Genomic DNA, 22807 nt, shown 5'->3' on the forward strand with positions numbered 1-22807 from the left:
GTCACGCTCATGCAGCCATCGAAGCGCTTCGGCGCTCGCGCGCTCATCATCGCCTCGCTCGTCGCCGCGGGGCCCACATTTGCCGACACGGTGAACTCGTATCAGCAGAACGGTTACACGCTTACCGTGACCGACAAGAATTCGGGCATCGCGCAGTCCACCGTCGATACCATGATAAGCACCTTCTTCACGATCTATCCCAAAGAAGCGGCCGACTTCAATCCGAATACGTCGAAGACGGTGAACATCGTCCTCGATCCGTCCTACGACGGCGTGGCCGCGACGGCTAATGCGACCGAGACGTACGGCGCGGCGTACATGATCGCGAATCCGAACGACACCGATACGGTCACACATGAGTCGATGCATATCGTGCAGGACTATGGGCAGCAGAATATTCCCGGATGGCTGGTCGAGGGTATCGCGGATTACGCGCGTAACCGCTATGGGGTGAACAACGCGGCCGCGGGCTGGTCGCTACCCGATTACGCCCCCGGGCAGAACTACACCGACAGCTACCGCATCACCGCCCGGTTCCTCGTGTGGGTCGAGGAGCATCACGCGGGAACCGTGCAGGGTCTTGACGCGGCGTTGCGCGGGCGGTCGTACACCGACCAGACCTGGGCACAGCTGACGGGCGCGGATGTCGATACGTTATGGGCGCAGTACACCGCGTCGCCTGGCATCTGACCCCATTCACGGCGGCTAGACCCCGGTAACGACACTCTCCTCGCGCCGGAAGGGCCGGCGGGGGAGGGTTTTCAGACATGTCTTACGCCGGGCGTATGTATCTTCGACTGTTCATGCCGAGCCTTCTCGCCTTCGGTACGGGATCGTTGGCCGCTGGCGTGACCCGGGCCGCCCAGCAGACGCCGGGCGATTTTGGACTGGTGTCTCTTTATTCCAATCTGCCCGCCTGGCTCTTCGCCGGCGGTCTTTTCGTGGCCGTCGGCTCGGCTGCCATCCAGTTGCTGAGGCTGCGCCTCTGGGACCGCGGCGTCATCGCGGGTTGCTACGTCTGCGGCTGCCTGCTGGCGTCTCCGCGGGCGGCACGCCGCGGGCTTGGGACGACGCGCGAATGCATGGGTTGCGGCAAGGTGCATGGCACCAACCACCGGCTGCTGCCGACCGTGGTGCCGCTGGCGGTGGCCGTTAAGGACGGTGCCAGCGCGCCGGTCAGGAGCGTACGTTCGTTACCGTGATGCGGTGACCCACCCGCTCCAGCAGCGCGCGAAGCGCTTCGGCGTCCTCCACACGGGTGTCATCCTCCAGGGACAGCCATAGCGTGTCGCCGGAAAGGCCATGCACTTTCTCATTGAATTCGACCTCGATGGCGAGTTTGCCACCGGGCTGGACGACCGATACCCGGAAATTACGTGACTGCACGCGCTGGTTACCCCTGGTGAACTGGCTGTCTGTGTGTCCGGTGCATTTTAGCGGGCCCGGCGAGGAAAATGCTGTCCGCGTACGGTGACGCGTGACCCACGACACGTTCACCCGCCCACGACGGCGCCTCCTTGTAAATCCATGGCACGAGGAGAAGCCCTATGCTGCAACTGAATCCGCCGCTGCCCATGAATACGCCGAAAGGCGAGGGATTTGCCCATTTCCTGCTCGACTATGGCCCGGAGTCCGATCTGTACTGGACGGTGTTCATCACGGCCACGGGTGAGATCTGGACATTCGCCAATCGCGAAGTCCGCGCTTCCAAGAACATCACACTGGGGCGCACCTCGCCATCCGTACCGCGTCAGGCCCCGCCGCGTCGCCAGGCGGAAGGCCGGGAACCGGGCGTGCTCCCCTTCGCCGTGGCTGACGCTCCGGTCTGACGCCCTCGTCCGCACGGCATAGATCGTGTGGCGATCTGTGCCCCGGTCGATACCGATGTCACATTGGACCTGCAGGGTGCGCCACTCCGGCGCGGTGCCCGACAGGGGGCGTGATGCAAACGGATCAACGGTTGCCTGCCATCGTGATGGGGCGTGGCCCCACCGCACTGGGCATTCTGCGCAGCCTTCATCTGGCCGGCATCCCTGCCTATGTCGCGTGTCCGCCGGACGACATCGTCACGCGATCGCGCTATTTCAGGGCGTTACCCGGCTGTCGGGGCTGGGACGGTAGTCCGGGGCCGCAAGCCATCGAGGCACTGGCGGCACTGCCGCTGGCCCGGGCCGTGATCATCCCGGGTGCCGACGATGCCGCGCTGTGGCTCGCCGATCTTCCGCACAGCGTGCTCGGCTGGCGTTTCCTTGCAAGCACGGCGCGACGTGATGCGCAGGCCCTGCTTCAGGACAAGTCACTGTTTGCCGGCTATCTGGCGGCGATCCATGTGCCACATCCGCGCACCTTCCGCCTGGCCGACGCAGCGGACGTGGAGGCGATTCCGTTCGAAACCCTGGACAGGGTCTTCCTCAAGCCGGTCAATTCGCAGAAATTCAGTGATGTCACGGGCGTCAAAGGCGTCTGGGTGCAAGGACGGAGCGCATTGCGTGACGCCTGGGCCCGGTTCCACGCGCAGGGGTTTCGCGTCATGGCGCAGGAGTACGTTCCCGGCCCACCCAGCGAACATTTCTTCATCGACGGGTTTCGTGACGGGCAGGGCGCGTATACCGGGCTCTTCGCCCGTCGTCGCCGCCGGATGTCGCCTCCGGACTTCGGCAACAGTTCGTGCTCTCAGGCCGTGCCGCTCGCGATCGTGCCGGACGCGGTGCGCAGCACCTGTCGCGTCCTCGATGGACTGGACTACCGGGGCATCTTCAGCGCGGAGTTCAAGCGCGATGCGCGCGACGGCGCGTTCCGCCTGATCGAGGTGAATACGCGCGCCTGGACCTATGTGGAGTTCGCGGCGCGCAGCGGCGTCAACGTCTGCGAAATGGCCTGGCAAGACGCGCAGGGCCTGCCGGTGAAACGCGCGACGCGTGCCTATCGCGACGGCGTCGCCTGCGTGGACCTGTATCACGATATCGCCAGCATTCGTTCTACCCCGGCGGCCAGGCATCCGGGCTGGATCCGCCTGCTGATGGAGTGGGTCGGTGCTGATCTGCACGTGTTCCGCCGCGACGATCCATGGCCTGCATGGCATTTCATCCGCGGCTTGCTGCGTAAACGGTTCGGTTTGTCAGTCGGCCCTGCCGAGCGGGGCGGCGACATCTTCGAGGGACCGTCGCTCGGCGGCGATGCCAAGTAACCACGCGGCTGCCGCCCCGATCAGCATCAGCGAAGCACCCAGCGCGTAGCCCCAGCCGATGGACATGCGCTCGCCACTGCCGATGAGGCGGCCGAACAGCCACGGGCCGGCGACGCCGCCGAGTGCCGTGCCGAAGGCGTAGAACAGGGCGATGGCCAGGGCGCGCAACTCCAGTGGGAAGCTCTCGCTGACGGTGAGGTAGGCCGAGCTGGCGGCCGCGGAGGCGAAGAAAAACACGATGCTCCAGGCGATCGTCTGCGTTCGCGCGTCGAGGTGGCCGTGGACGAAGAGCCAGGCGGTGACGAACAGCAGCAGTCCGGACAGTGCATAGGTCGCCACGATCATCGTCCGCCGGCCCAGCGTGTCGAACAGCCGTCCCAGCAGGAGCGGGCCGAGGAAATTACCGGCGGCGAATGGCAGCAGATAGAGACCGACATCCGCATCGGCCACGCCGTAAAAGCGGCCGAGCACCAGCGCATAGGTGAAGAAGATCGCGTTGTAGAAGAACGCCTGCGTGGCCATCAGTACCAGGCCCAGCACGGTCCGCTTCGGATAGAGACGGAACAATGTACGGGCAACGTCCGCAAGGGTCAGTCCGCGCGGACGCAGACGCAACCGTGGCAGCGGTTCGGAAGGGGGAGCGACGTCGAGGCGCTTCTCGATGTCGGCGACCACGGCCTCGGCCTCCTCGATGCGACCATGAAGCATCAGCCAGCGCGGGCTCTCCGGAATCCAGTGCCGCAGGAAAAGAATGCCCAGGCCCAGCACGGCACCCAACCCGAAGGTCAGTCGCCAGCCGATCTCGGCCGATACCCAGCCCATGTCGAGCAGGCCTACGGCGGCGAGCGCGCCCAGTGCGGCGCCGATCCAGAAACTGCCATTGATGACCAGATCCGTGTGGCCACGATAGCGTGCCGGAATCAGTTCCTGGATCGCCGAGTTGATGGCGGCGTACTCGCCGCCGATGCCCGCGCCGGTCAGCGCGCGGAAGATCACGAAGGTGAGGAAGTCCGGTGAGAAGGCCGTAGCGGCCGTGGCCGTCAGATACAGGCCCAGCGTCACCGTGAACAGCTTCTTCCGCCCGAGTCGGTCGGTAAGCCACCCGAAGAAAAGCGCGCCCAGCACGGCACCGACGAGATAAAGGCTGCCCGCCAGTCCCACCTGACCGTCGGTGAGGTGGAGGACCGGGCTGGATTTGAGCGCACCGGCGATCGAGCCGGTAATGGTCACCTCGAGCCCGTCGAGCACCCAGGTGATCCCGAGGCCAACGGCCACCAGGGTATGAAAGCGCCCCCAGCGCAGCCGGTCGAGCCGCGCGGGAACATCGGTCTCGACGATACCGTCGGGGAGCGTGGCCTTGGGATCCATGCTCCGACCGTACGAGGCAGGAAGTGGTCATTCCGTCAGCGCGGCACGCGGTACCCGCCCGGCCTGCCGTGCGGCGACAGGGTCAGCTGCCACAACTGGTCGCGGCGGCTGCGGAAGACACCGGCGGAGCAGCCCAGGTAGAAATTCCACATCCGGCGGAATCGCTCGTCGTAACGTGAGGCCAGTTTTGGCCAGGCCGCCTCCACGTTGGCACGCCATGCCATCAGCGTGCGGTCATAGTCCGCGCCGAAATTGTGCCAGTCCTCCACGATGAAAAGCCCCTCGAGCGCGCCAGCCACCTGGCTCATCGAGGGAATCACCGAATTGGGAAAGATGTACTTGTCGATCCATGGGTCCGGCCGTCCCGGTGCGCCGTTGCTGCCGATGGTGTGCAGCAGAACGAGGCCATCCTTGCGCAGGCAGCGTCGGGCCACTTCGAACCACGTGCGGTAGTTCTTGCCGCCGACGTGCTCGAACATGCCGACCGAAAGGATCGCGTCGAAAGGCTCGTCGAGGTCGCGGTAGTCCTGCAGGCGGATCTCGACCGGCAGGCCGTGGCATAGCTCACGGGCGTAGGCGGCCTGCTCCTTCGAAACGGTCACGCCCACCCCGCTGACGCCGTAGCGCTCGGCGGCGAACTTCAGTGCCTCGCCCCAGCCGCAGCCGATGTCTAGGATGCGCTGGCCGGGCCGCAGGGCCAGCTTTCGGCAGATCAGGTCGAGCTTCGCTTCCTGCGCGTCATCCAGATTGTCGGCGTGCGCCCAATAGGCACAGGAATACACCATGCGTTTGCCAAGCATCGCCTCGAAGAGATCGTTACCCAGGTCGTAATGACGTCGTCCGACGTCCCAGGCGTGCGCGCCCCGCTGGCGGTTGATCAGCCGCGCCCTGAGATGCGTCATCAGGGTGTCCAGCGTGAGCACCGACTCGTCGAGGTGCGACGACAGCACGCGAGCGAAAAAAGCGGGCAGGTCGCCGACATCCCACCAGCCATCCATATAGGCCTCGCCAAAACCGAGCGTACCGTGGGCGAAGACACGCGCGTAGGTGCGCTCGTCGTGGATCACCAGGTCGGTCGGGCGTTGTCCGCCGAGCGTGATGCCTGCTTTTTGCAGGAGGATCTGTGCGCGTGCCTTGAGGGAAGAAACATCGTGAGTCATCGATGGAACTCCTTTGGATCCTCGTCAAACGTGGCGAAGCACTCCGCGGGCGATCGCCAGCCCGGCAACCGTCAGCCCGATCGAACCTATCAGGTGCAGTGCGACATGCGCGGCGAACCAGGCGTATTGCTGCCGCAGCAGCAACCCGGTGGATTCCGCCGAGAACGTCGAGAACGTGGTGAGCCCGCCGAGAAAGCCGGTGGCGATGAGCAGACGCAGTTCAACCGGCAACGTCTGGAAGTGGTCGAACACGCCGAGCGTGACGCCCATCAGCAGGCCGCCGGCCAGATTGGCGCAAAGCGTCCCGAGCGGGATGTTGGGAACGAGGGCATTGAGCGCCACGGCCAGCCACCAGCGCAGCAGGCTGCCCACGGCGCCGCCGATCCCCACAGCAAGAAACCCGCTATAGCCCATGTGACCCTCGATGCGATGTGGCGGTTCGATTATGGGGCTTTGCGGTGAGCCGGGCGAGGGGATCGAAGGCTTGCCGCTATACTGATCGTTCCCCTGAACGCCATGGCCGCTCCCATGACCTCCGCGACGCGCGACCCGAGGCGCTACCTGCCGTTTCTGCTGGCCGCTCTGTCGATGATCGGGCCGTTCTCGATCGATGCGATCTTTCCGGGCTTCCCGGACATCGGCCGCGACTTCGGGGTGGGCGCCGTCGCTCTCCAGCAGTTGCTGAGCGTCTACCTGCTGGCATATGCGGTCATGAGTCTGTTCCACGGCGCGTTGTCGGACGCCTATGGCCGTAAGCCCGTAATCGTCATCGCGATGGCTGTCTACACCGTGGCGTCCGTCGGTGCGGCCCTGGCGCCGAGCTTCAGCTTCCTGCTGGGTTGCCGCATCCTGCAGGGTCTTTGCGGCGGCGCCGGCATCGTCGTGGGTCGGGCCGTCGTGCGTGACACCATGCACGGCGAAGAAGCCCAGCGCATGATGTCCAAGGTGATGATGATCTTCGGCGTGGCGCCGGCCATCGCGCCTATCGTCGGCGCGTGGCTGCTGGGCATCGATGGCTGGCGCGGCATCTTCTGGGCGCTGACCGGCTTCACGACGTTGCTGACCCTGGGCGTCTCGTATTTCCTGGTCGAGTCGCATCCGCCTGCGCATCGCACGGTATTTCGTCCGCGACCGCTGTTGCGCGGCTATAGGGCGATCCTCAGCGACCTGCCGTTCTGGCCACTGGCGATCGCGGCGTCGGTCAATTTCTCCGGTTTGTTTCTCTATATCGCGTCGGCGCCGCATCTGATTCGCGACCTGCTGGGTCTGGGCGCGAGCGGGTTTCCGTGGCTGTTCGTGCCGGTGGTCAGCGGTATGGTTGCCGGTGCCTTCGTTTCAGGGCGCGTGGCGGGAAGGGCCAGCGCGGCCCGCACCGTGTCATGGGGCTATGCGTCGATGCTGTCGTCTTGCGCGTTGAACCTGATCCTGGCGGTGACGCTGGATCACCCACGGGTGCCGTGGTCGACGCTGCCGCTGGCTCTGTATGGGTGCGGGGTCCAGTTGGCCTTCCCGACGCTGACGTTGTTGTTGCTGGACCGTTTTCCTGAGCAGCGCGGCGGCGTGTCATCGGTCCAGGCGTTCGGCAGTCTGATCCTCACGGCTCTCGTGGCCGGCGTGCTTTCGCCGGCGCTGTCCGACAACATGCTGACTCTTGCCATCGGCGCCACAACGATCTGCCTGATCGGTCTCGCGGCGTGGATGTGGTACGTCTCGCTGGAGCGCCGCCGCCTGGCGCGTGCGAAGGCCGGGGCGGCGTCGAGCGTGGTTTCGCAGATCGAGCGCAACGAACCGGGCTGAGTATCGGCCCGGCGGCAAAATGGGGGAGAGCACGTTCAGCCTCGTGCCGCGTCCAGTACATTCGCCACTTCCGCATGGCCTGTGGACCTCAACAATACGGCGACGACGGCGAAAGCCGAGCCCAGGATCATCGCGAGGCCGGCGAGAGCCATCAGCGCCAGCTGAAGCTTTGTCGGGACCGTTGACAGTGTCTGGTGGATGGATGAAAAGTTGGCATCCATTTTCTGGTAGACAGCAGCGAAGCCCGCATCCATTTTCTGGTAGACGGCAGCGAACTGCTGATCGACAGCAGCGAAGCCCGCATCCATTTTCTGGTAGACGGCAGCGAACTGCCGATCGACAGCAGCGAAGCCCGCATCCATTTTCTGGTAGACGGCAACCAACTGCTGATCGACAGCAGCGAACCCCGCATCCATTTTCTGGTAGACGGCAACGAACTGCTGATCGACAGCAGCGAAGCCCGCATCCATTTTCTCGTAGACAGCAACGAATTTCTGGTCGACGGCAGCAAATCCAGCGTCCATTCTCTGTTGGGTGGAAGCGAATTCCGCGTCCATTTTCTGGCCGATGGATCCGAATCCCGCGTCGCTCGATTGTTCTATGACGGTGAGTCTCTTATCTATCGAATGGAGCTGGTCCTTGATGGCGCGCGTGTCGCCCCGCATCTCATCCAGGTCGCGGCGAATGAACCGGCTGTCGGTTTCCAGGCGGTCGATTCTTTTTCCGATATCGCCACCGTGAGACGACGTAGCAGCTGCGACGCCGCCCGTGTTGCCGCGAGCGGGGGGAGTCTCCCGTGGACCGGGGATGACGTACTTCATCGTTGTTTCTCCATTGCCGACAGGCTCACGCACCTCGAAACCCCGCGGATGTCTCCGCGGTAACGTCGGGCGATGCCTGATCCAAGGCTAAGGGAGCCGATCCGCCTTTAGAATCGGATAAATCTGAAAAAAGCGCCTGGTTTGTGCCAGTTAGTCGACAGGCAGTCCGCGGTCACGGAGAAACGCGCGCGCTTCAGGCGCGTCCTGCTCGAACCAGGCGAGCGTGGAGCCCAGACGATAGGTGTAACCCCAGCGATCCATGTCTTCCATAATGCGTGCACTGCCTACCGAGGGAAGGTGTCCGCCGAGCACGATCTGCAGGTAGCAGGTGGCGTCCTCTTCCTCGATGGAATCCGTCGCATCGGTGTGGACGAGCGCACGCTTGTCCTCCGGCAGCACGATGAGGTGGCAGGCTTCGTGGAGGAGGGAGTGGACCGGGGTGTCGGTGCGCGCGTAGACCGTCGTGCCGATGATGCCGGCTTCGGTGTCGCCCCAGTAACTGCCCGGTATGGCTTCGCCGAGGGAGACCTCGACGAGGCTGAGGCCGAACCCTTTCAGCAGCTGGCGCGGTTCGTCGAAACCGATGTCGCCGACGCGGAGGACCGCGTCGGCGGGATCGGCCGGACTCATATCGCGGACTTGCCGTCCGGCAAGGCGACGGAGAGTTCGAGTACTTCGTGGCCGCTGTCACGTTCGAGCGTCACGTTGACTGCCTCGACGTCGACGTTGACGTACTTGCGGATCACTTCGAGCAGCTCGTTGCGCAGCAGCGGCAGGTAGTCGGGACCGCCGCGCGTCGAGCGCTCCTGGGCGACGATGATGCGCAGACGCTCTTTGGCGACGCCGGCGCTCGGTTCGGGTTTACGCTTCAGGAAATCGAGGATACCCATGCTCAGCCTCCGAATACGCGCTTGAGGAAGCCCTTCTTGACCGGCTCGAGGAAGCGAAGCGGACGCTCTTCGCCCAGAATGCGCGCGACGGTGTCCTTATAGGCCGCACCCGCGTTCGAGTTGTCATCCAGGATGACCGGCACGCCCGCGTTGGACGCGGCGAGCACGTTCTCCGATTCCGGGATGACGCCGACGACGTTGATACCGAGGATTTCCTCGACGTCCTTCACGCTGAGCATCTCACCGGCTTCGACCCGGTTCGGGTTGTAGCGCGTGAGCAGGAGGTGCTGTTTGATCGGTGCCTCGCCTTTTTCCGCACGACGGGTCTTGCTCGAAAGCAGGCCGAGGATGCGGTCGGAGTCTCGGACCGAGGAGACTTCCGGATTGACGACCACGACGGCATGGTCGGCGAAGTACATCGCCAGGTGCGCGCCCTTTTCGATGCCGGCGGGGGAGTCGCAGACGACGAAGTCGAAGTTTTCCTTCGTGAGTTCGTCGAGGACCTTCTCCACGCCTTCCTGAGTCAGGGCGTCCTTGTCGCGCGTCTGCGAGGCGGCGAGCACGAAGAGGTTTTCGTGGCGCTTGTCCTTGATCAGCGACTGCTTGAGCGTGGCTTCGCCGTGAACGACATTGACGAAGTCGTAAACCACGCGCCGCTCGCAGCCCATGATCAGGTCGAGATTGCGCAGGCCGACGTCGAAGTCGATGACGGCGACTTTCTTGCCCTGCATGGCGAGGCCGGTGGCGAGGGAGGCGCTGGTGGTGGTCTTGCCGACTCCGCCCTTGCCGGAGGTGACGACGATAATTTCTGTCAAGAGATGTCTCCGAGTGTTGCTGCGACGGACGGCATCAGAGCCGTGCGACCATGAGTTTTCCACTGTCGAGCCAGCACTGGACGGCCTGGCCCTCGAATTCTTTGGGCATGTCTTCAAACACGCGGTAGTGACCGGCGATAGCCACCAGCTCGGCACGGAAATCCGAGCAGAAGATGCGCGCCGACTCGTCGCCCTGTGCCCCGGCCATGGCACGGCCGCGCAGGCTGCCGTAGACATGGATGGAGCCATCGGCGATGACTTCCGCGCCATTGGCGACGGCAGCCATGACCACGAGATCGCGGTCGCGGGCGTATATCTGCTGGCCGGAGCGCACGGCGCTGCCGATGTGGTGCTGGGCTGTCGTGGCGCCGCCGGTGTCTTCGTCGTTATCCAGCGGAGCGCGGGCCGGTTCGGCGCGGCCCGGTGCGGGCGGCGCGACCTGCACGGCGGCATCGCCCGACGCGGGCTCGTACTGGGCACGGAACTTGGCGATAAGCGGGAGATTCATGCGCTCGGCGAGCGCTTCGGTCTCCGCGGTTCCGTAAGCAATGCCGACGGGCAGCATGCCCGCGCTGCGGATGGCTTCGAGCAGCGCGTCGACCATGCCGTCGTCCGGCAGCTTCGGCAGGTGTGAGAGGTCGAGGACCACCGCGGCGCGGTTGAACATCTGCGGCGCGGAGCGCACGCGGCGTTCGAGTTCTTCGACCAGCGCGGCGGCATCGACCCGGCGCAGGCGCACGCAGGCGATACCGACCTGGCCGAAGCGGAGGTCGCAGGCGGCTTCGAGGGATTCGGCGCGGGCGTTCATGCGCGTACTCCTGCGGCATCCGCCGGGCGTTGCCGCTCACCCAGCCATGCGACGGCGGGCAGGCCGTCCTGCTCGAGGTAACGCTCGCGCACGAACGGGAAACTGGGTAGTTCGCGGGCGAGCAGACTCACCTTCGGGCCGGTCTCCCCCATTTTCTGCTGACCGACTTCCTGGAAGCCCATGGTGCCGTGGAACAGCACGGTCTGGTCGTCGCGGGGTTCAAGGAAGACTTCGCAGGTCAAAAGCGGCACACGTACCTCGGCATAACTTTGTACATCGCAGTAGAAAATGCGGCCCAGACCATGCCCGCGCGATTCGGATGCGATCACGATGCGATCGATATACACGAAGCTTTCGTAATGGGCCTGGAACCAGCGGAAATTGGGGCTGGTGTAGTCGGCGTCCTGGCGCATGGCGATCAGGAAGCCGAGGATGCGACCGCCCTGTTCGGCCACGCGGAAGTAATGCGCGATGTCGTACAGGTAGCGCAGGCGGGACATGTCCGTGGCGAGAATGCCGGTGCCTGCCTCGTTATTGAGTGCGAGCACGGCATCCAGGTCGTGCTCGCGCACGTCGCGGATGGCAAGGGCCATTCGTTGCTCCGCTTGAGTGTTCTTGGAAAGCGACCCCCAGGCCGCCGAATGCGCGGCATTATGGCATGCCCGCGACTCGCCGGGGAGCGCGACGCGGATGTAAAACCGTTGTAAAGCCAACGCTTGCCGCCTGCCGGAGCGTGACTTCTATCAGGTGGTGGGCGGCGCGCGAGGCCCTATGATGAGGCCATGTCCAAGCTTCAGTTCAATCACGTCCGGCTGCTGCGGTACGCCACCTATCTGGCCTACCTCTGCGCGGGCCTGCCGTTGTCGATCCAGCGCGCCGGTAATCAGCCGGGCCAGATCGGCGACATGGCCTTGCTGGCCTGGATCGCGTGCTACCTCGTCTTTGGCGTCGTCTACTGGCTCCTGACCCGCCAGCTGGGTTCGCGCGTGGACGGTTTCACGCGCGTCGCCGTCCTGCTGATCCTGACCGGCACCGCGCTCGCCGTGGGCGGGCTGAGCAAGAGCGGCGTCAGTGCGCTCCTGCTGGTGATCGTCGCCGCCGTGGTTCCCTGGATCATCAGCCTGCCCCTGGCGATGGCCTGGATGGTGCTGGCGCACGTCGCCCTGATACCCCTGTTCTATGCCGCGGTCGGCTGGTCGCTGGTCGCCTCGGTCATGCAGGCGGTCCTCTATTTCGGGTTCTCGGCCCTGATGTTCATCGCCTCGCTGATCGCCAGCCAGCAGGCGGACGAGCGCGAGGAATTGCGCCATCTGAACGCGGAGCTACGCGCGACCCGCGCGCTCCTGGCCGAGTCGACCCGCATCGCGGAGCGCATGCGCATCGCGCGCGACCTGCACGATCTGGTCGGTCACCACCTCACGGCGCTCAGCCTCAATCTCGAGGTCGCGAGCCACCTGACCAACGACACGGCCCGCGAGCATGTGCTGAAGGCGCAGAAAACCGCCAAGCAGCTGTTGGCGGACGTGCGGGAGGTGGTCAGCGAGTTGCGTCAGGACGACGCCATCGACCTCACCCAGGCCCTGCGCAGTCTCACGGAAGGCGTGCCGGGGCTGGCCGTACACCTGAGCGTCCCGCCGCGTTTCGGCGTGGAGGATCCGCGTCGGGCGCAGATGCTGTTGCGTTGCGCCCAGGAGATCCTCACCAATACGGTCCGTCACGCCAACGCTCGCAATCTCTGGCTGACCTTCCGTCACACCGGACCGGACGAACTCTGTCTGGACGCGCGCGACGATGGTCGCGGCAGTACCCAGTTCCACCCGGGCAACGGCCTGAACGGCATGCGCGAACGTCTCGCCGAGTTCGGCGGGACGGTCACCTTCGGGGGTGGGACGCAGGGCGGATTCGCCCTGACCGCCCGCCTGCCGCTGGGTGAGGAGCCCACGCTGGCCCACGCCCCGGCTCGTCACACGCTGGAGGTCACGGATGACGCCGAGGCCCTCCCGCGTGCCACACTTTCCGTTCCTTCCGAGGACCACCCATGATTTCCGTCTGCCTCGTTGACGATCAGAACCTGGTGCGCCAGGGCATCCGCTCCTTGCTGGACCTCGCCGGCGATATCCGCGTCGTGGCGGAATGCGCCGACGGCGCCCAGGCGGTGCAGACGATCCCCCAGGTACGGCCGGACGTGGTGCTGCTCGATCTGCGCATGCCAAACATGAGCGGCCTGGAGGTCCTGCAGACCCTGGGTGGCCGCAATGAGCTCCCGCCGACGATCATCCTGACCACCTTTGACGACGACCAGCTGGTGTTGTCCGGCCTGAAGGCCGGCGCCCGTGGCTATCTGTTGAAAGACGTGTCGCTCGATCAGCTCGTCGAGGCCGTGCGCACCGTCTCCGCCGGCGGTTCGCTGGTGGCGCCCATGGTTACCCAGCGCCTGCTGGCCGGCGTGGGTCGCATCCAGAACCAGTTTTCCAGCCTCGAGCAGCCGGATCCGCTGACCGAACGCGAGACCGAGATCCTGCGACTGCTGTCGGGCGGCTACAGCAACAAGGAAATCGCCAATTCCCTGCGGGTCGCCGAGGGGACGGTGAAAAACCATGTGTCCAACATCCTTTCCAAACTGGGCGTCCGGGACCGCACGCGCGCCGTATTGAAGGCGCTGGAGCTCGGGATCGTCTGAGCCCGACTCGACCGGGCGGCATCGTCCGGGAGCTTCCGGCCGAAAATCCGCTTGTGCAGGCTTGCGAAAAAGGGCAGGGGACCCAATGGCGTTCCCTGTCGTGAGCAGCTACCATCGGCTCTTTCGGCGCTGGCGAACCCCAAGCCACGGCCGATTCTTCAGGGGTGACCATGCGGCGTCCATGGCCGTGTGCGGAGCCTGTTCGTAAGACGTTCGGAGAACCGTGGAATGACGCGTCTGTTAGAATTTATCGTTGCCCTCGTCATCGTCGCCGTATTGGGCGTCGTTGTCGGGCTGGCTATGCCCTCGGCCGGACACGTCGAGCGCGAAATGCTGATCAGCAAGGACTTGCGCCAGGTTTACGACGTTTTCAGCAACTTCCGTCGTTTCCCTGACTACACTGTCCTTCGCTCCTTCGATCCCAAGGTCCAGTTCGAGCTTTCGGGCAAGGCTTACGGTCCGGGTGCCAAGATCGCCTGGAAGGCTGACGACAAGAAGGTCGGTGACGGCTCGCTCGAGATCGCCTCGATCGACCCGGATTTCTCCAAGGTGTCCGATGCCGGCAAGGGCACCATCGTCTGGAACGTCGACAACGCCTGGCGCGGTAACGACAAGAAGTTCACCATCAACCTCGAGCGCACTGGCCGCAGCCAGAAGCTCGTCAAGGTCAAGTGGGCTTACGACGTCGACTACGGCTTCAACCTGGTCAACCGCTTCTCCAACCTCTATATCCACGGCGATCCGGACGCGCTGATTCAGTTCAGCCTGTCCAACCTTCAGAACCTGATGGCTGCGATCCCGAACATCGACTACAGCAAGATGGTTCCGGCCATCGCCGACCAGCCGGCCAAGCCGATCCTCTTCGTGTCGACCACGGCCCCGCGCACCCTCGACGACGTCGACACCGCGTCGGATAAGGCCTGGGGCGAACTGCAGGCCGCGGCGAAGAAGCTGGGCGTGAACATCGTCAGCCCGCGCATCACCTTCACCACGAACTGGGGCGACCAGAACTATACGTTCGACGTCGCCGCCGAGATCGACGCCACCACGCTGAAGATCAACGGTCAGGACGTCGAACTGACGGCCGCCCAGCGTCCTTCGCTCGACGCCGCCGCTCCGGCTGCCGCCTCGACGGCCGCCGCTCCGGCCGCTGCCGATTCGGCCGCGCCGGGTAGCAAGGACAAGCTCGGCCGCGTCATCGTCGACGGCAACGTCAAGGCTGTTCTCGCCTTCGGTGGCAAGGCGCTCAAGGCGGAGTGGAACGGCACCGGTGCCGGCCTGCCGCAGACGCGTCAGATGCTCGAAGCCTACTCGCAGACCCATGGTTACAAGTTCGACGACGTCACCTTCCGTCCCTACGACATCCAGGTGAAGGCGCCGACCAACAACCACGGTACGATCGAGGGTTACGACGAGCAGAAGTTCGAGATCTACCTGCCGCTGCAGGGCGACAACATTCCGGAGCAGACTCCGGAACAGGAAGCCGGCCTGAAGCAGCCGGGCCTGGAAGAATCGGCTCCGGCCGGCTCGTCCTCCGCCCCCGCTCCGGCGGGTACCGCTGCGGCTCCGGCCGAAGCGGGCACCGCGCCGACGATGGCCCAGTAAGCCTCGTAAGCCATGCGACACGAAGAGCCCCGGTAACCCCGGGGCTTTTTTATGCGTTAATTGTCGTCAATGATCGAGACCGACCGACTGACCCGTTGCTATGGCCCGCTGATCGCGGTGGATGCCCTTTCCCTGCGTGCCGAACCGGGCCAGGTGCTGGGGCTGCTCGGCCCCAATGGCGCCGGGAAGTCCACGGCCATGCGCATGATCGCGGGGTTCCTCACTCCGACGTCCGGCACCGCCCGCGTCTGTGGCCACGACGTCCGCAAGGAGCCCCTGTCGGCCAAGCGCGCCCTGGGCTACCTGCCGGAGGGTGCGCCCAGCTATGGCGAGATGACGGTCCGTGAGTTCCTTACGTTCATCGTCAGGGTTCGTGGCCTGGACCGCGACATCGCGTATCGGCGCTTCGATGAGGTCGTCGCCCGTCTCGAACTGGAAGACGTGCTGGAGCAGACCATCGGTACCCTGTCCAAGGGCCTGCGCCGCCGGGTCGGCCTCGCGCAGGCGATCCTGCACGATCCTCCGGTACTGATGCTCGACGAACCAACGGACGGCCTGGATCCCAACCAGAAGCATTCCGTGCGCATGCTCATCGATGCCATGGCGCGGGAGCGCACCATCCTGATTTCCACGCATCTGCTCGAAGAGGTGCACGCTTTGTGCAATCGCGTCGCGATCATCGCCAACGGCAAGCTCCTCGCCGACGCGACACCGGCCGAGCTGGAGGCGCGCTCGCGGTATCACGGTGCCGTTTCCTTCAGCGCGCAGGGCAGTGCGGTGTCCCGCGAGATGCTTGCGCGCATTCCGGGCGTGTCGATGGTGGAAGTGGATCCGCTGGATGGGCGGGTCACCGTGTTCCCGAAACCGGGGCAGCCGATCCTCGACGAGGTGCAGGCGCTTCTTCGCACGCAGAACCTGCGGGTTTCAGAGATTCAGCTGGAGCAGGGCAGGCTGGACGAAGTCTTCCGGCAGATCACGACGCAGCCGCGCGGAGGCCACGCATGAGCGCCGTCACCGCCATCGCGCGCCGCGAGTTGTGGGGCTACTTCGTGACGCCTGTGGCCTACGTCTTCATGGTCATCTTCCTGGTGCTGGCCGGAACGCTGACGTTTTACAGCGGCGATTTCTACGATCGCGGCCTGGCCGACCTGCAGCCTTTCTTCGACATGCATCCCTGGCTGTACCTCGTGCTGGTGCCCGCCGTGACCATGTCGATGTGGGCCGAGGAGCGGGCGTCCGGCACGCTCGAACTGCTGTTCTCGCTGCCGGTGTCGATTTCGCAGGCCGTGCTGGGCAAGTTCCTGGCCGCCTGGGCCTTCATCGGTGTTTGTCTGGTCCTGACCTTTCCGATCTGGATCACGGTGAATTACCTCGGGGATCCCGACAACGGGGTGATCCTCGCCGGCTACGTCGGTAGCTGGCTGATGGCCGGTGCGTTCATCGCCATCGGGGCGTGCATGTCCACCGCTACCCGGAGCCAGATCGTCGCGTTCATTTTGACCGCATCGGTGTGCTTCCTCCTGCTCCTGGTCGGACAGCCCCAGGTGCTCGATTTTTTCCAGGACTCGGTGCCGCCGAAGCTGATCGGCGCCATGGGGCAGCTGAGCATGGCGCGACACGCCAACGCTATCGCCCGCGGGGTACTCGATCTGCGCGACCTGGTGTACTTCTTCGCCACCATCGTCGCCTGGCTCGGCGCGAGTGTCGTGGTACTCGACCTGAAGAGGACGCGCTGAGATGGCCCGTCGCTTCAGGATCACCCGTTCGTTGCGCCTGCGCGCGGCACTGGTGGCGATCGCCGTGCTTTTCCTTGCGGCGGTGGCGATCAGTTCGATGTCGTTGCGCACGGCACGCGTCGACCTCACGGCCGACCGTATCTACACCCTGACGCCGGGCACGCTGCAGATCGTCGACGCCCTGCGCAAGCCGCTGACTGTCACGCTGTATTTCTCCGACCACGCCACGCGCGACCTTCCGCAGTTGCGCAGCTACGAGCAGCGTGTGCAGGAGATGCTGCGAGAGATCGCGGTTCGCGCCCACGGCCGGGTACGGTTCCGCGTCATCGACCCGGTGCCTTATTCCGACGATGAAGACGCTGCCGAAGGCTACGGGCTGACGCCTGCCACCGGTGGCAGCAATGGCGAGCGCGTGTTCTTCGGTCTCGTCGGCATGGACGGGACCGGTGAAGTGCCGCCCCAGGCGATCCCGTTCTTCGACCCCGCGCGCGAGTCGTTTGTCGAATACGACATCGCCAAACTGCTCTATGAGCTTGGCATGCCGCAGAAGCCGAAACTCGGGGTGGTGAGCTCGCTGCCGGTGGAAGGCAATCCGGTGATCGGAGAAGCGCCGTGGACACTGTTCCATCAGCTGGACCAGATCGCGGACGTCACGACGATCGATCCCGAGGGACTCACCCACATCGATCCGTCGATCAAGGTGTTGCTGCTGGTCCATCCCAAGCGTCTGTCGGACGACGCGCAGTATGCGATCGACCAGTACGTGCTGCGCGGCGGACACCTTGTCGTCTTCGTCGATCCCGACTCGGAAATGGATAGCGCGCCGCTGATCGATCCGCGGGGGACGGTGGACGATCACGATTCCGATCTGCATCGTCTGTTCGAGGCCTGGGGCGTGGTCTTCGACCCGACTCAGGTCGTGCTGGACCGTTCGCATGCGCTGACGATCGACCTCAACGGCAACAATATCGGCCATCCGGCGATGCTCGGGCTGGGGACGCAGGACCTCAATCACGACGATGTGGTGACGGCGAGCCTGCAGCGCGTGAATTTCTCGACAGCGGGCCACTTCGAGCTTGCGCAGGACACGAAGGCGCGATTGGTACCTCTGGTGCAGACGTCCGACGAGGCGGCTGTTGTCGCCGCGCAGCGCGTGCGCGATGCCGCGAACGATCCGACCACCCTCATGGAGAACTACGAGCCCAGTCACGAGCGCTACGTCCTGGCTGCGCGGCTGCGCGACACCTTCCACACGGCGTTCCCCGAACGTGCGGGAAAGGGGCATCTCGACCAGGCGGCCGGCCCCGGCGAGATCGTGCTCGTCGCCGACACCGACCTGCTTTCGGATCGCTTGTGGATCGACGTGCAGCCGTTGCTTGGGCAGCAGCAGCTGACGCCGTTTGCCAATAACGGCGACTTCGTCTCGAACATCGTCGACAACCTTGGCGGGTCCACCGCCTTGCTGTCCATTCGTGGACGGGTCAACGCGCAGCGGCCGTTCACCCGGGTGCGCGCGCTGCAGGCCGCGGCGGACCGCAAGTTCCTGACGAAGAAACGCGAGCTGGAGAACGAGCTCTACGATACCCAGCGGCGTCTGGCCGAACTGCAGCCCAGCAAGGGTGGGAGTGGCGGTACGGCCACCGCGGAGCAGCGGCGCGAGGTCGAGCAGTATCTTCAGCGCAAACTCGCGATCGGTAAGGAGCTGCGCGACGTGCAGCACCAGCTCAACGCCGAGATCGACGCGCTGGGCCTGCGCCTGAAGTTCATCAACATCGTGCTCGTCCCGGGGCTGGTTGCGCTCATCGGCCTGATCTACGGCTGGCGACGCACCCGTCGCGGTCGCCGCGCGGCCTGACGGTGGCCGCCGGCGCGCTGAAGTGGATCGTGCCCTGGGAGTTCTCCTGGGTCTTCGTGATCGTGTTCGTCGCGACGGCGCTGCTGTATGCGGCGGGGTGCCGGCGACTGCGGGTGTCGATGGCGCGCAAGGCGGCGTTCTGGGTCGGTATGGCGATGATCTACGTCGCGCTGCATACCTACTTCGACTACTTCGCGGAGCACGAGTTTTTCATGCACCGCATCCAGCAAGTGCTTCTCCATCATCTGGCGCCCTTGCTGATCATCGCCTCCTATCCGGGAACGGTGCTGCGGGCCGGCCTTCCGCCGACGTGGCGCGTCCGGCTGCGTCGCGCCGGGCGTTCGCCGGTATCGCGCGCACTGTCGGCGATACTGCTACACCCGGCCGTCGTCACGCTCCTTTTTGTCGCGCTGATCGTCGTCTGGCTGATTCCCGACATGCAGACGCTCGCCATGCTGGACTGGCGCATCTACCGCGCGATGAACTGGTCGATGGTGCTGTCCGGCCTGGCCTACTGGTGGCTGGTGCTCGACCACCGGCCGAAGCCACCCGGTCGCATGTCGCCCGGATGGCGCGTGTTGTCACCCGGAATCACGATGACGCCGCAGATCGTCGCCGGCGCCATCGTCACCTTCTCGAAGACCGATCTCTACCCGATCTTCGAGATCTGCGGTCGCGCGTTCACGCTCAACGTGCTGACGGGTCAGCTGATCGGAGGAGTGATCATGTGGGTGCCCGCGGCGATGATCGAATCCGCGGGCGGCCTGCTCGCGATGCGCCAGTGGCTGCGCCTCTCGCGCGCCGGGCGCCTGCCACGACGGGCGCCCGTGCGTCGCGTGGCGGCGCGTCAGTAGACCTTCGCCACCTTGTCCGCCTTGGCGGTGACCTTGTCCTTCTTCGGCTTGCCCTTCAGCGGCGGCAACTCGATTTCCTCATTGGGCACGAGCTGATCGGGGATCTGGTCGAGCAGATGGCGGATCAGATTGAGCCGCCCGGTTTTCTGATCGTTGAAGTCGGCCACGAACCACGGCGCGTCGGCCGTGTGCGTGCGCTGGATCATCGCGTCACGCAGGTCGCCCGTCTCGGCGTATTTCTCCCGTCCCTTGAGGTCGACGGGTGACAGCTTCCAGCGTTTCAACGGATCTTCCGCGCGCTCGGCGAAGCGCTCCTCCTGCTCCTGCTGATCCACGGAAAGCCAGTACTTGAGCAGGATGATGCCGTCGTCGGTCAGCAGTTTCTCGAAGGCCGGGCAGGCTTTCATGAAAGCGTCGTACTGCTCGTCGGTACAGAAGCCCATCACCGGCTCGACGACGGCGCGGTTGTACCAGCTGCGGTCGAACAGGACCAGCTCGCCCGCCGATGGCAGGTGTGCCACGTAGCGCTGGAAGTACCACTGGGTCTGTTCGTCCTGCGACGGCTTGCCCAGGGCGACGACGCGCGCGGCGCGGGTGTCGAGCTTGTCGGTGATGGCCTTGATGGTGCCGCCCTTGCCGGCGGCATCGCGGCCTTCGAAGAGGACGACCATGCGTTTGCCGGTGCGGCGCAGCCATCGGGTCAGGCCGATCAGTTCGATCTGCAGGGCTTCGAGGTCGTGTTCGTAGGCTTTCTTCTTTTTCTTGCCCATCGGTTCGTTCCACGCGGGGAGGGTGACCGATTGTGGGGCAGAAAATGTCATCCCGCCGTCAGACTTTGTAACTCGTCGGCCTGCGCCTCGCGGGTCAGCGTATCGATCAGCTCGTCCATATCGCCCTGCAGTACCTCGGTGAGCCGGTACAGCGTGAGGTTGACGCGGTGATCGGTGATCCGCCCCTGCGGGAAGTTATAGGTGCGGATGCGCTGGCTGCGATCGCCCGAGCCGACCTGCAGGCGGCGGGATTCGGCCTGCGCGGCACTCTGCTTGCTCCGCTCCGCGTCCAGAAGGCGGGCCTTGAGCAGGCTCATCGCCCGGGCGCGGTTCTTGTGCTGGCTGCGCTCGTCCTGGCATTCGACCACCGTCCCCGTCGGCAGATGGGTGATGCGGATGGCCGAGTCCGTTTTGTTCACATGCTGGCCACCGGCGCCGGAGGCCCGGAAGGTGTCGACCTTGAGGTCGCCGTCGCGGATTTCGATCTCGTCGATGTCGTCCTGCTCGGGCAGGATCGCGACGGTCGCCGCCGAGGTGTGGATACGGCCCTGCGACTCGGTTTCGGGCACACGCTGCACGCGATGGGTGCCCGATTCGAACTTCAGCTTCGAATAGGCGCCGCGGCCCTCGATACGGGCGACGATTTCCTTGTACCCGCCATGCTCTCCGTCGTTCGCGCTGAGGATCTCGACGTGCCAGCGCTGTCGCTCCGCATAGCGGGCGTACATGCGGAAAAGGTCACCGGCGAAGATGGCGGCCTCGTCGCCACCGGTGCCGGCGCGTACTTCGAGAAAGAGATTGCCCTCGTCACGCGGGTCCTTCGGCAGCAGGAGGATCTGCAGCTCGCCATCCAGCTCGGTCAGGCGGCCCTCGATCCGCTCGATATCGTCCGCGGCCATGTCGCGCATCTCGGGATCGTCGAGCATGGCTCGGGTCTCGGCCAGCTCGCGCTGGGCCTCGTCGTGCTCCCGCAGCGACAGGGCGACAGGCTCGAGCTGGGCATACTCCCTCGAAAGATCGCGAAAGCGCTGGTTGTCGGCGAGGGCGTCCGGCTGCGCGAGCAGGCGGCCGACTTCCTCGTGACGTTCGGCGAGGGCTTCGAGTTTGCGGCGGATCGAGGGAGTCATCAAAGGCACGACAGAGGGCTATAGCCCGACATCATGCGGAAACGTCGTCGTCCGGGTCCAGTCCATACAGCCGGCCGGCGGCGTGAAGCAGGTCCAGATCGCCTGATAGGGCGGCATCGCGCAGGCGTGCGCTGGGTGCGTGCAGCAGCTTGTTGGTCAGGGTATTGGCCAGGAACGCGAGGGCTTCTTCCGCGGGACGTCCTCTGGCCAGCATGGCCTGCGCCTTGGCCAGCACTTCGTCGCGCTGCGTCTCGGCCGCGAGGCGCATGTCCACGGCAGGGTTACGCAGGGTGAGTGCGCGGCGCCAGGACATGTAGCGTTCGACCTGAAGGTCGATGATGGCGTCGGCTTCGCGGGCCGCCATTTCGCGGGACCGGCGGTTCTCGTCGATGACCTGTTTCAGGTCGTCGATGCCGTAGAGGTACACGTCGTCGAGCTGCGCCACCTCCGCCTCGATATCGCGTGGCACGGCGATATCGACCATGAACATCGGACGGCGGCGGCGGGCGGCGATGGCATCGGTAACCATCGCCTTCGTCACCACCGGCAGCCGCGAGGCCGTCGAGGTGATCACGATGTCGGCCTCGGCCAGGTGGCGGGGCAGGTCGGCCAGTGAGATGGCATAGCCGCTGTAGCGGCTGGCGAGTTCCTGGGCGTTCTCGAGGGTGCGGTTGGCCACGATCAGCCGGCGCACCTTCTTGTCGGTCAGATGGCGCGCCGCCAGTTCGATCGTCTCGCCCGCGCCGATCAGCAGGACGCAGGCCTGACGCAGATCCGTGAAGACCTGTTCGGCCAGGCGCACCGCCGTGTAGGCGACGGAGACCGTGTGTGCACCGATACGGGTGTCCGTCCGGACCCGCTTGGCCACCGCGAAGGTGTGCTGGAGCAGGCGTTCCATCGGGGCGCGCAGCGACTGGGCGGTGCGCGCATGCTGGTAGGCGTCCTTGACCTGGCCGAGGATCTGCGGCTCGCCCAGCACCATGGAGTCGAGTCCGGTCGCCACCCGGAACATGTGGCGCACCGCGTCGTGTTCGTCATGGCGGTAGAGGAACTCGTCCAGCCGTTGCGGGGTCAGACGATGCTGTCGGGACAGCCACTGGCCGGGTACCCCCTCGAAACCCTCGGTCACACTGCAGTACAGCTCGGTACGGTTGCAGGTGGAGAGGATCATCGCCTCTTCGACACCGGGTTGCCGGACAAGCTCATCGAGCGCCTCCGGCGTTGCCGTGGCGTCGAATGCCACCTGCTCACGCAGGCTGACCGGCGCGGTGAGGTGATTGAGCCCGAGGGCGATGAGTGGCATGACGGGCTGGAGTCGGCTTCGGTGGCGTCGG

25 protein-coding genes are annotated in these 22807 nt (G+C 65.1%); 12 read left to right on the top strand and 13 right to left on the bottom strand.

Annotated features, from left to right (window positions below; translation table 11 throughout):
* Nucleotides 1-9: 9 nt before the first annotated feature.
* Together FA85_RS14595 and FA85_RS14600 are read left to right on the top strand one after the other, a co-directional pair.
* Nucleotides 10-690, top strand: a complete 681-nt coding sequence (locus tag FA85_RS14595) for a basic secretory protein-like protein (protein WP_036115599.1) — start codon at nucleotides 10-12, stop codon at nucleotides 688-690.
* Between the two features lie 113 nt (nucleotides 691-803).
* Nucleotides 804-1202: a hypothetical protein gene (locus tag FA85_RS14600; RefSeq protein ID WP_156108793.1), complete on the top strand. Its 399-nt coding sequence runs from the start codon at nucleotides 804-806 to the stop codon at nucleotides 1200-1202.
* On the opposite strand, the gene FA85_RS14605 is transcribed toward FA85_RS14600, so the two are convergent.
* The gene (locus FA85_RS14605; RefSeq protein WP_036115595.1) at nucleotides 1177-1386 is read right to left on the bottom strand and encodes a hypothetical protein; all 210 of its coding nucleotides are present in this window, start codon (nucleotides 1384-1386) and stop codon (nucleotides 1177-1179) included. The two genes, FA85_RS14600 and FA85_RS14605, sit on opposite strands and share 26 nt — an antisense overlap.
* A gap of 161 nt (nucleotides 1387-1547) precedes the next feature.
* Here FA85_RS14605 and FA85_RS14610 point away from each other — a divergent pair, with 161 nt between their 5' ends.
* On the top strand, nucleotides 1548-1829 hold the full coding sequence (locus tag FA85_RS14610) for a hypothetical protein (protein ID WP_197056550.1): 282 nt from the start codon (nucleotides 1548-1550) through the stop codon (nucleotides 1827-1829).
* Between the two features lie 113 nt (nucleotides 1830-1942).
* Entirely contained in the window at nucleotides 1943-3187 is a 1245-nt protein-coding gene (locus FA85_RS14615) for a carboxylate--amine ligase (RefSeq protein ID WP_156108792.1), read from the top strand.
* On the opposite strand, the gene FA85_RS14620 is transcribed toward FA85_RS14615, so the two are convergent.
* The 3 genes from FA85_RS14620 to crcB are packed head-to-tail and all read right to left on the bottom strand — an operon-like array spanning nucleotide 3119 to nucleotide 6129.
* A complete protein-coding gene (locus tag FA85_RS14620; RefSeq protein WP_036115589.1) occupies nucleotides 3119-4555 on the bottom strand; it encodes an MFS transporter in 1437 nt (478 codons plus the stop codon). The two genes, FA85_RS14615 and FA85_RS14620, sit on opposite strands and share 69 nt — an antisense overlap.
* 35 nt (nucleotides 4556-4590) lie before the next feature.
* Nucleotides 4591-5715 (bottom strand): cyclopropane fatty acyl phospholipid synthase, encoded by a 1125-nt coding sequence (gene cfa, locus FA85_RS14625; RefSeq protein ID WP_036115586.1) that lies wholly within the window; start codon nucleotides 5713-5715, stop codon nucleotides 4591-4593.
* A gap of 24 nt (nucleotides 5716-5739) precedes the next feature.
* Complete coding sequence (gene crcB, locus FA85_RS14630; RefSeq protein ID WP_036115584.1) at nucleotides 5740-6129, bottom strand: fluoride efflux transporter CrcB; 390 nt, start codon at nucleotides 6127-6129, stop codon at nucleotides 5740-5742.
* Nucleotides 6130-6243: 114 nt separating this feature from the next.
* On the opposite strand from crcB, the gene FA85_RS14635 reads away from it, so the two are divergent.
* Entirely contained in the window at nucleotides 6244-7512 is a 1269-nt protein-coding gene (locus tag FA85_RS14635; RefSeq protein ID WP_036118263.1) for a multidrug effflux MFS transporter, read from the top strand.
* Nucleotides 7513-7547: 35 nt separating this feature from the next.
* Here FA85_RS14635 and FA85_RS14640 read toward each other — a convergent pair whose 3' ends face one another.
* The 6 genes from FA85_RS14640 to FA85_RS14665 all read right to left on the bottom strand — a co-directional run bounded on the left by FA85_RS14640 (nucleotide 7548) and on the right by FA85_RS14665 (nucleotide 11439).
* Nucleotides 7548-8333 carry a MotE family protein gene (locus FA85_RS14640; protein WP_036115582.1) on the bottom strand — a complete coding sequence of 262 codons (786 nt, stop codon included), beginning with the start codon at nucleotides 8331-8333 and terminating at the stop codon, nucleotides 7548-7550.
* A 150-nt stretch (nucleotides 8334-8483) separates the two neighbouring features.
* Entirely contained in the window at nucleotides 8484-8963 is a 480-nt protein-coding gene (locus FA85_RS14645) for a hypothetical protein (RefSeq protein ID WP_036115581.1), read from the bottom strand.
* Nucleotides 8960-9223, bottom strand: coding sequence for a cell division topological specificity factor MinE (minE, locus tag FA85_RS14650; RefSeq protein ID WP_036115579.1), 264 nt, complete (start codon nucleotides 9221-9223; stop codon nucleotides 8960-8962). Before minE ends, FA85_RS14645 begins: the two co-directional genes overlap by 4 nt.
* Nucleotides 9224-9225: 2 nt before the next feature.
* Nucleotides 9226-10038, bottom strand: coding sequence for a septum site-determining protein MinD (gene minD, locus FA85_RS14655; RefSeq protein WP_036115578.1), 813 nt, complete (start codon nucleotides 10036-10038; stop codon nucleotides 9226-9228).
* A 34-nt stretch (nucleotides 10039-10072) separates the two neighbouring features.
* The gene (gene minC / locus FA85_RS14660) at nucleotides 10073-10846 is read right to left on the bottom strand and encodes a septum site-determining protein MinC (protein ID WP_036115577.1); all 774 of its coding nucleotides are present in this window, start codon (nucleotides 10844-10846) and stop codon (nucleotides 10073-10075) included.
* Nucleotides 10843-11439 carry a GNAT family N-acetyltransferase gene (locus FA85_RS14665; RefSeq protein WP_036115575.1) on the bottom strand — a complete coding sequence of 199 codons (597 nt, stop codon included), beginning with the start codon at nucleotides 11437-11439 and terminating at the stop codon, nucleotides 10843-10845. Before FA85_RS14665 ends, minC begins: the two co-directional genes overlap by 4 nt.
* Nucleotides 11440-11628: 189 nt before the next feature.
* Here FA85_RS14665 and FA85_RS14670 point away from each other — a divergent pair, with 189 nt between their 5' ends.
* The 7 genes from FA85_RS14670 to FA85_RS14700 all read left to right on the top strand — a co-directional run bounded on the left by FA85_RS14670 (nucleotide 11629) and on the right by FA85_RS14700 (nucleotide 19576).
* Nucleotides 11629-12888, top strand: coding sequence for a sensor histidine kinase (locus tag FA85_RS14670; protein ID WP_081907570.1), 1260 nt, complete (start codon nucleotides 11629-11631; stop codon nucleotides 12886-12888).
* Nucleotides 12885-13526 (top strand): response regulator, encoded by a 642-nt coding sequence (locus FA85_RS14675; protein WP_036115573.1) that lies wholly within the window; start codon nucleotides 12885-12887, stop codon nucleotides 13524-13526. Before FA85_RS14670 ends, FA85_RS14675 begins: the two co-directional genes overlap by 4 nt.
* A 228-nt stretch (nucleotides 13527-13754) precedes the next feature.
* On the top strand, nucleotides 13755-15131 hold the full coding sequence (locus FA85_RS14680) for an SRPBCC family protein (RefSeq protein ID WP_036115570.1): 1377 nt from the start codon (nucleotides 13755-13757) through the stop codon (nucleotides 15129-15131).
* A gap of 69 nt (nucleotides 15132-15200) precedes the next feature.
* Nucleotides 15201-16136: an ABC transporter ATP-binding protein gene (locus tag FA85_RS14685; protein WP_036115569.1), complete on the top strand. Its 936-nt coding sequence runs from the start codon at nucleotides 15201-15203 to the stop codon at nucleotides 16134-16136.
* Nucleotides 16133-16867, top strand: coding sequence for an ABC transporter permease subunit (locus FA85_RS14690; RefSeq protein WP_036115567.1), 735 nt, complete (start codon nucleotides 16133-16135; stop codon nucleotides 16865-16867). The genes FA85_RS14685 and FA85_RS14690 overlap by 4 nt, the downstream gene beginning before the upstream one ends.
* 1 nt (nucleotide 16868) lies before the next feature.
* The gene (locus FA85_RS14695) at nucleotides 16869-18722 is read left to right on the top strand and encodes a GldG family protein (protein ID WP_036115562.1); all 1854 of its coding nucleotides are present in this window, start codon (nucleotides 16869-16871) and stop codon (nucleotides 18720-18722) included.
* Between the two features lie 2 nt (nucleotides 18723-18724).
* Nucleotides 18725-19576 (top strand): cytochrome c oxidase assembly protein, encoded by an 852-nt coding sequence (locus FA85_RS14700; RefSeq protein WP_036115559.1) that lies wholly within the window; start codon nucleotides 18725-18727, stop codon nucleotides 19574-19576.
* On the opposite strand, the gene ppk2 is transcribed toward FA85_RS14700, so the two are convergent.
* Genes ppk2 through hemA form a run of 3 tightly spaced genes read right to left on the bottom strand, consistent with a single transcriptional unit; the run spans nucleotide 19570 to nucleotide 22776 of the window.
* On the bottom strand, nucleotides 19570-20346 hold the full coding sequence (gene ppk2, locus FA85_RS14705) for a polyphosphate kinase 2 (RefSeq protein WP_036115555.1): 777 nt from the start codon (nucleotides 20344-20346) through the stop codon (nucleotides 19570-19572). The genes FA85_RS14700 and ppk2 overlap by 7 nt on opposite strands.
* Before the next feature lie 47 nt (nucleotides 20347-20393).
* A complete protein-coding gene (gene prfA, locus FA85_RS14710; protein ID WP_036115553.1) occupies nucleotides 20394-21473 on the bottom strand; it encodes a peptide chain release factor 1 in 1080 nt (359 codons plus the stop codon).
* Nucleotides 21474-21504: 31 nt separating this feature from the next.
* Nucleotides 21505-22776 (bottom strand): glutamyl-tRNA reductase, encoded by a 1272-nt coding sequence (gene hemA / locus FA85_RS14715; RefSeq protein ID WP_036115550.1) that lies wholly within the window; start codon nucleotides 22774-22776, stop codon nucleotides 21505-21507.
* Between the last annotated feature and the right edge of the window lie 31 nt (nucleotides 22777-22807).

The organism is Luteibacter mycovicinus (assembly GCF_000745235.1).
Taxonomy (GTDB): domain Bacteria; phylum Pseudomonadota; class Gammaproteobacteria; order Xanthomonadales; family Rhodanobacteraceae; genus Luteibacter; species Luteibacter mycovicinus.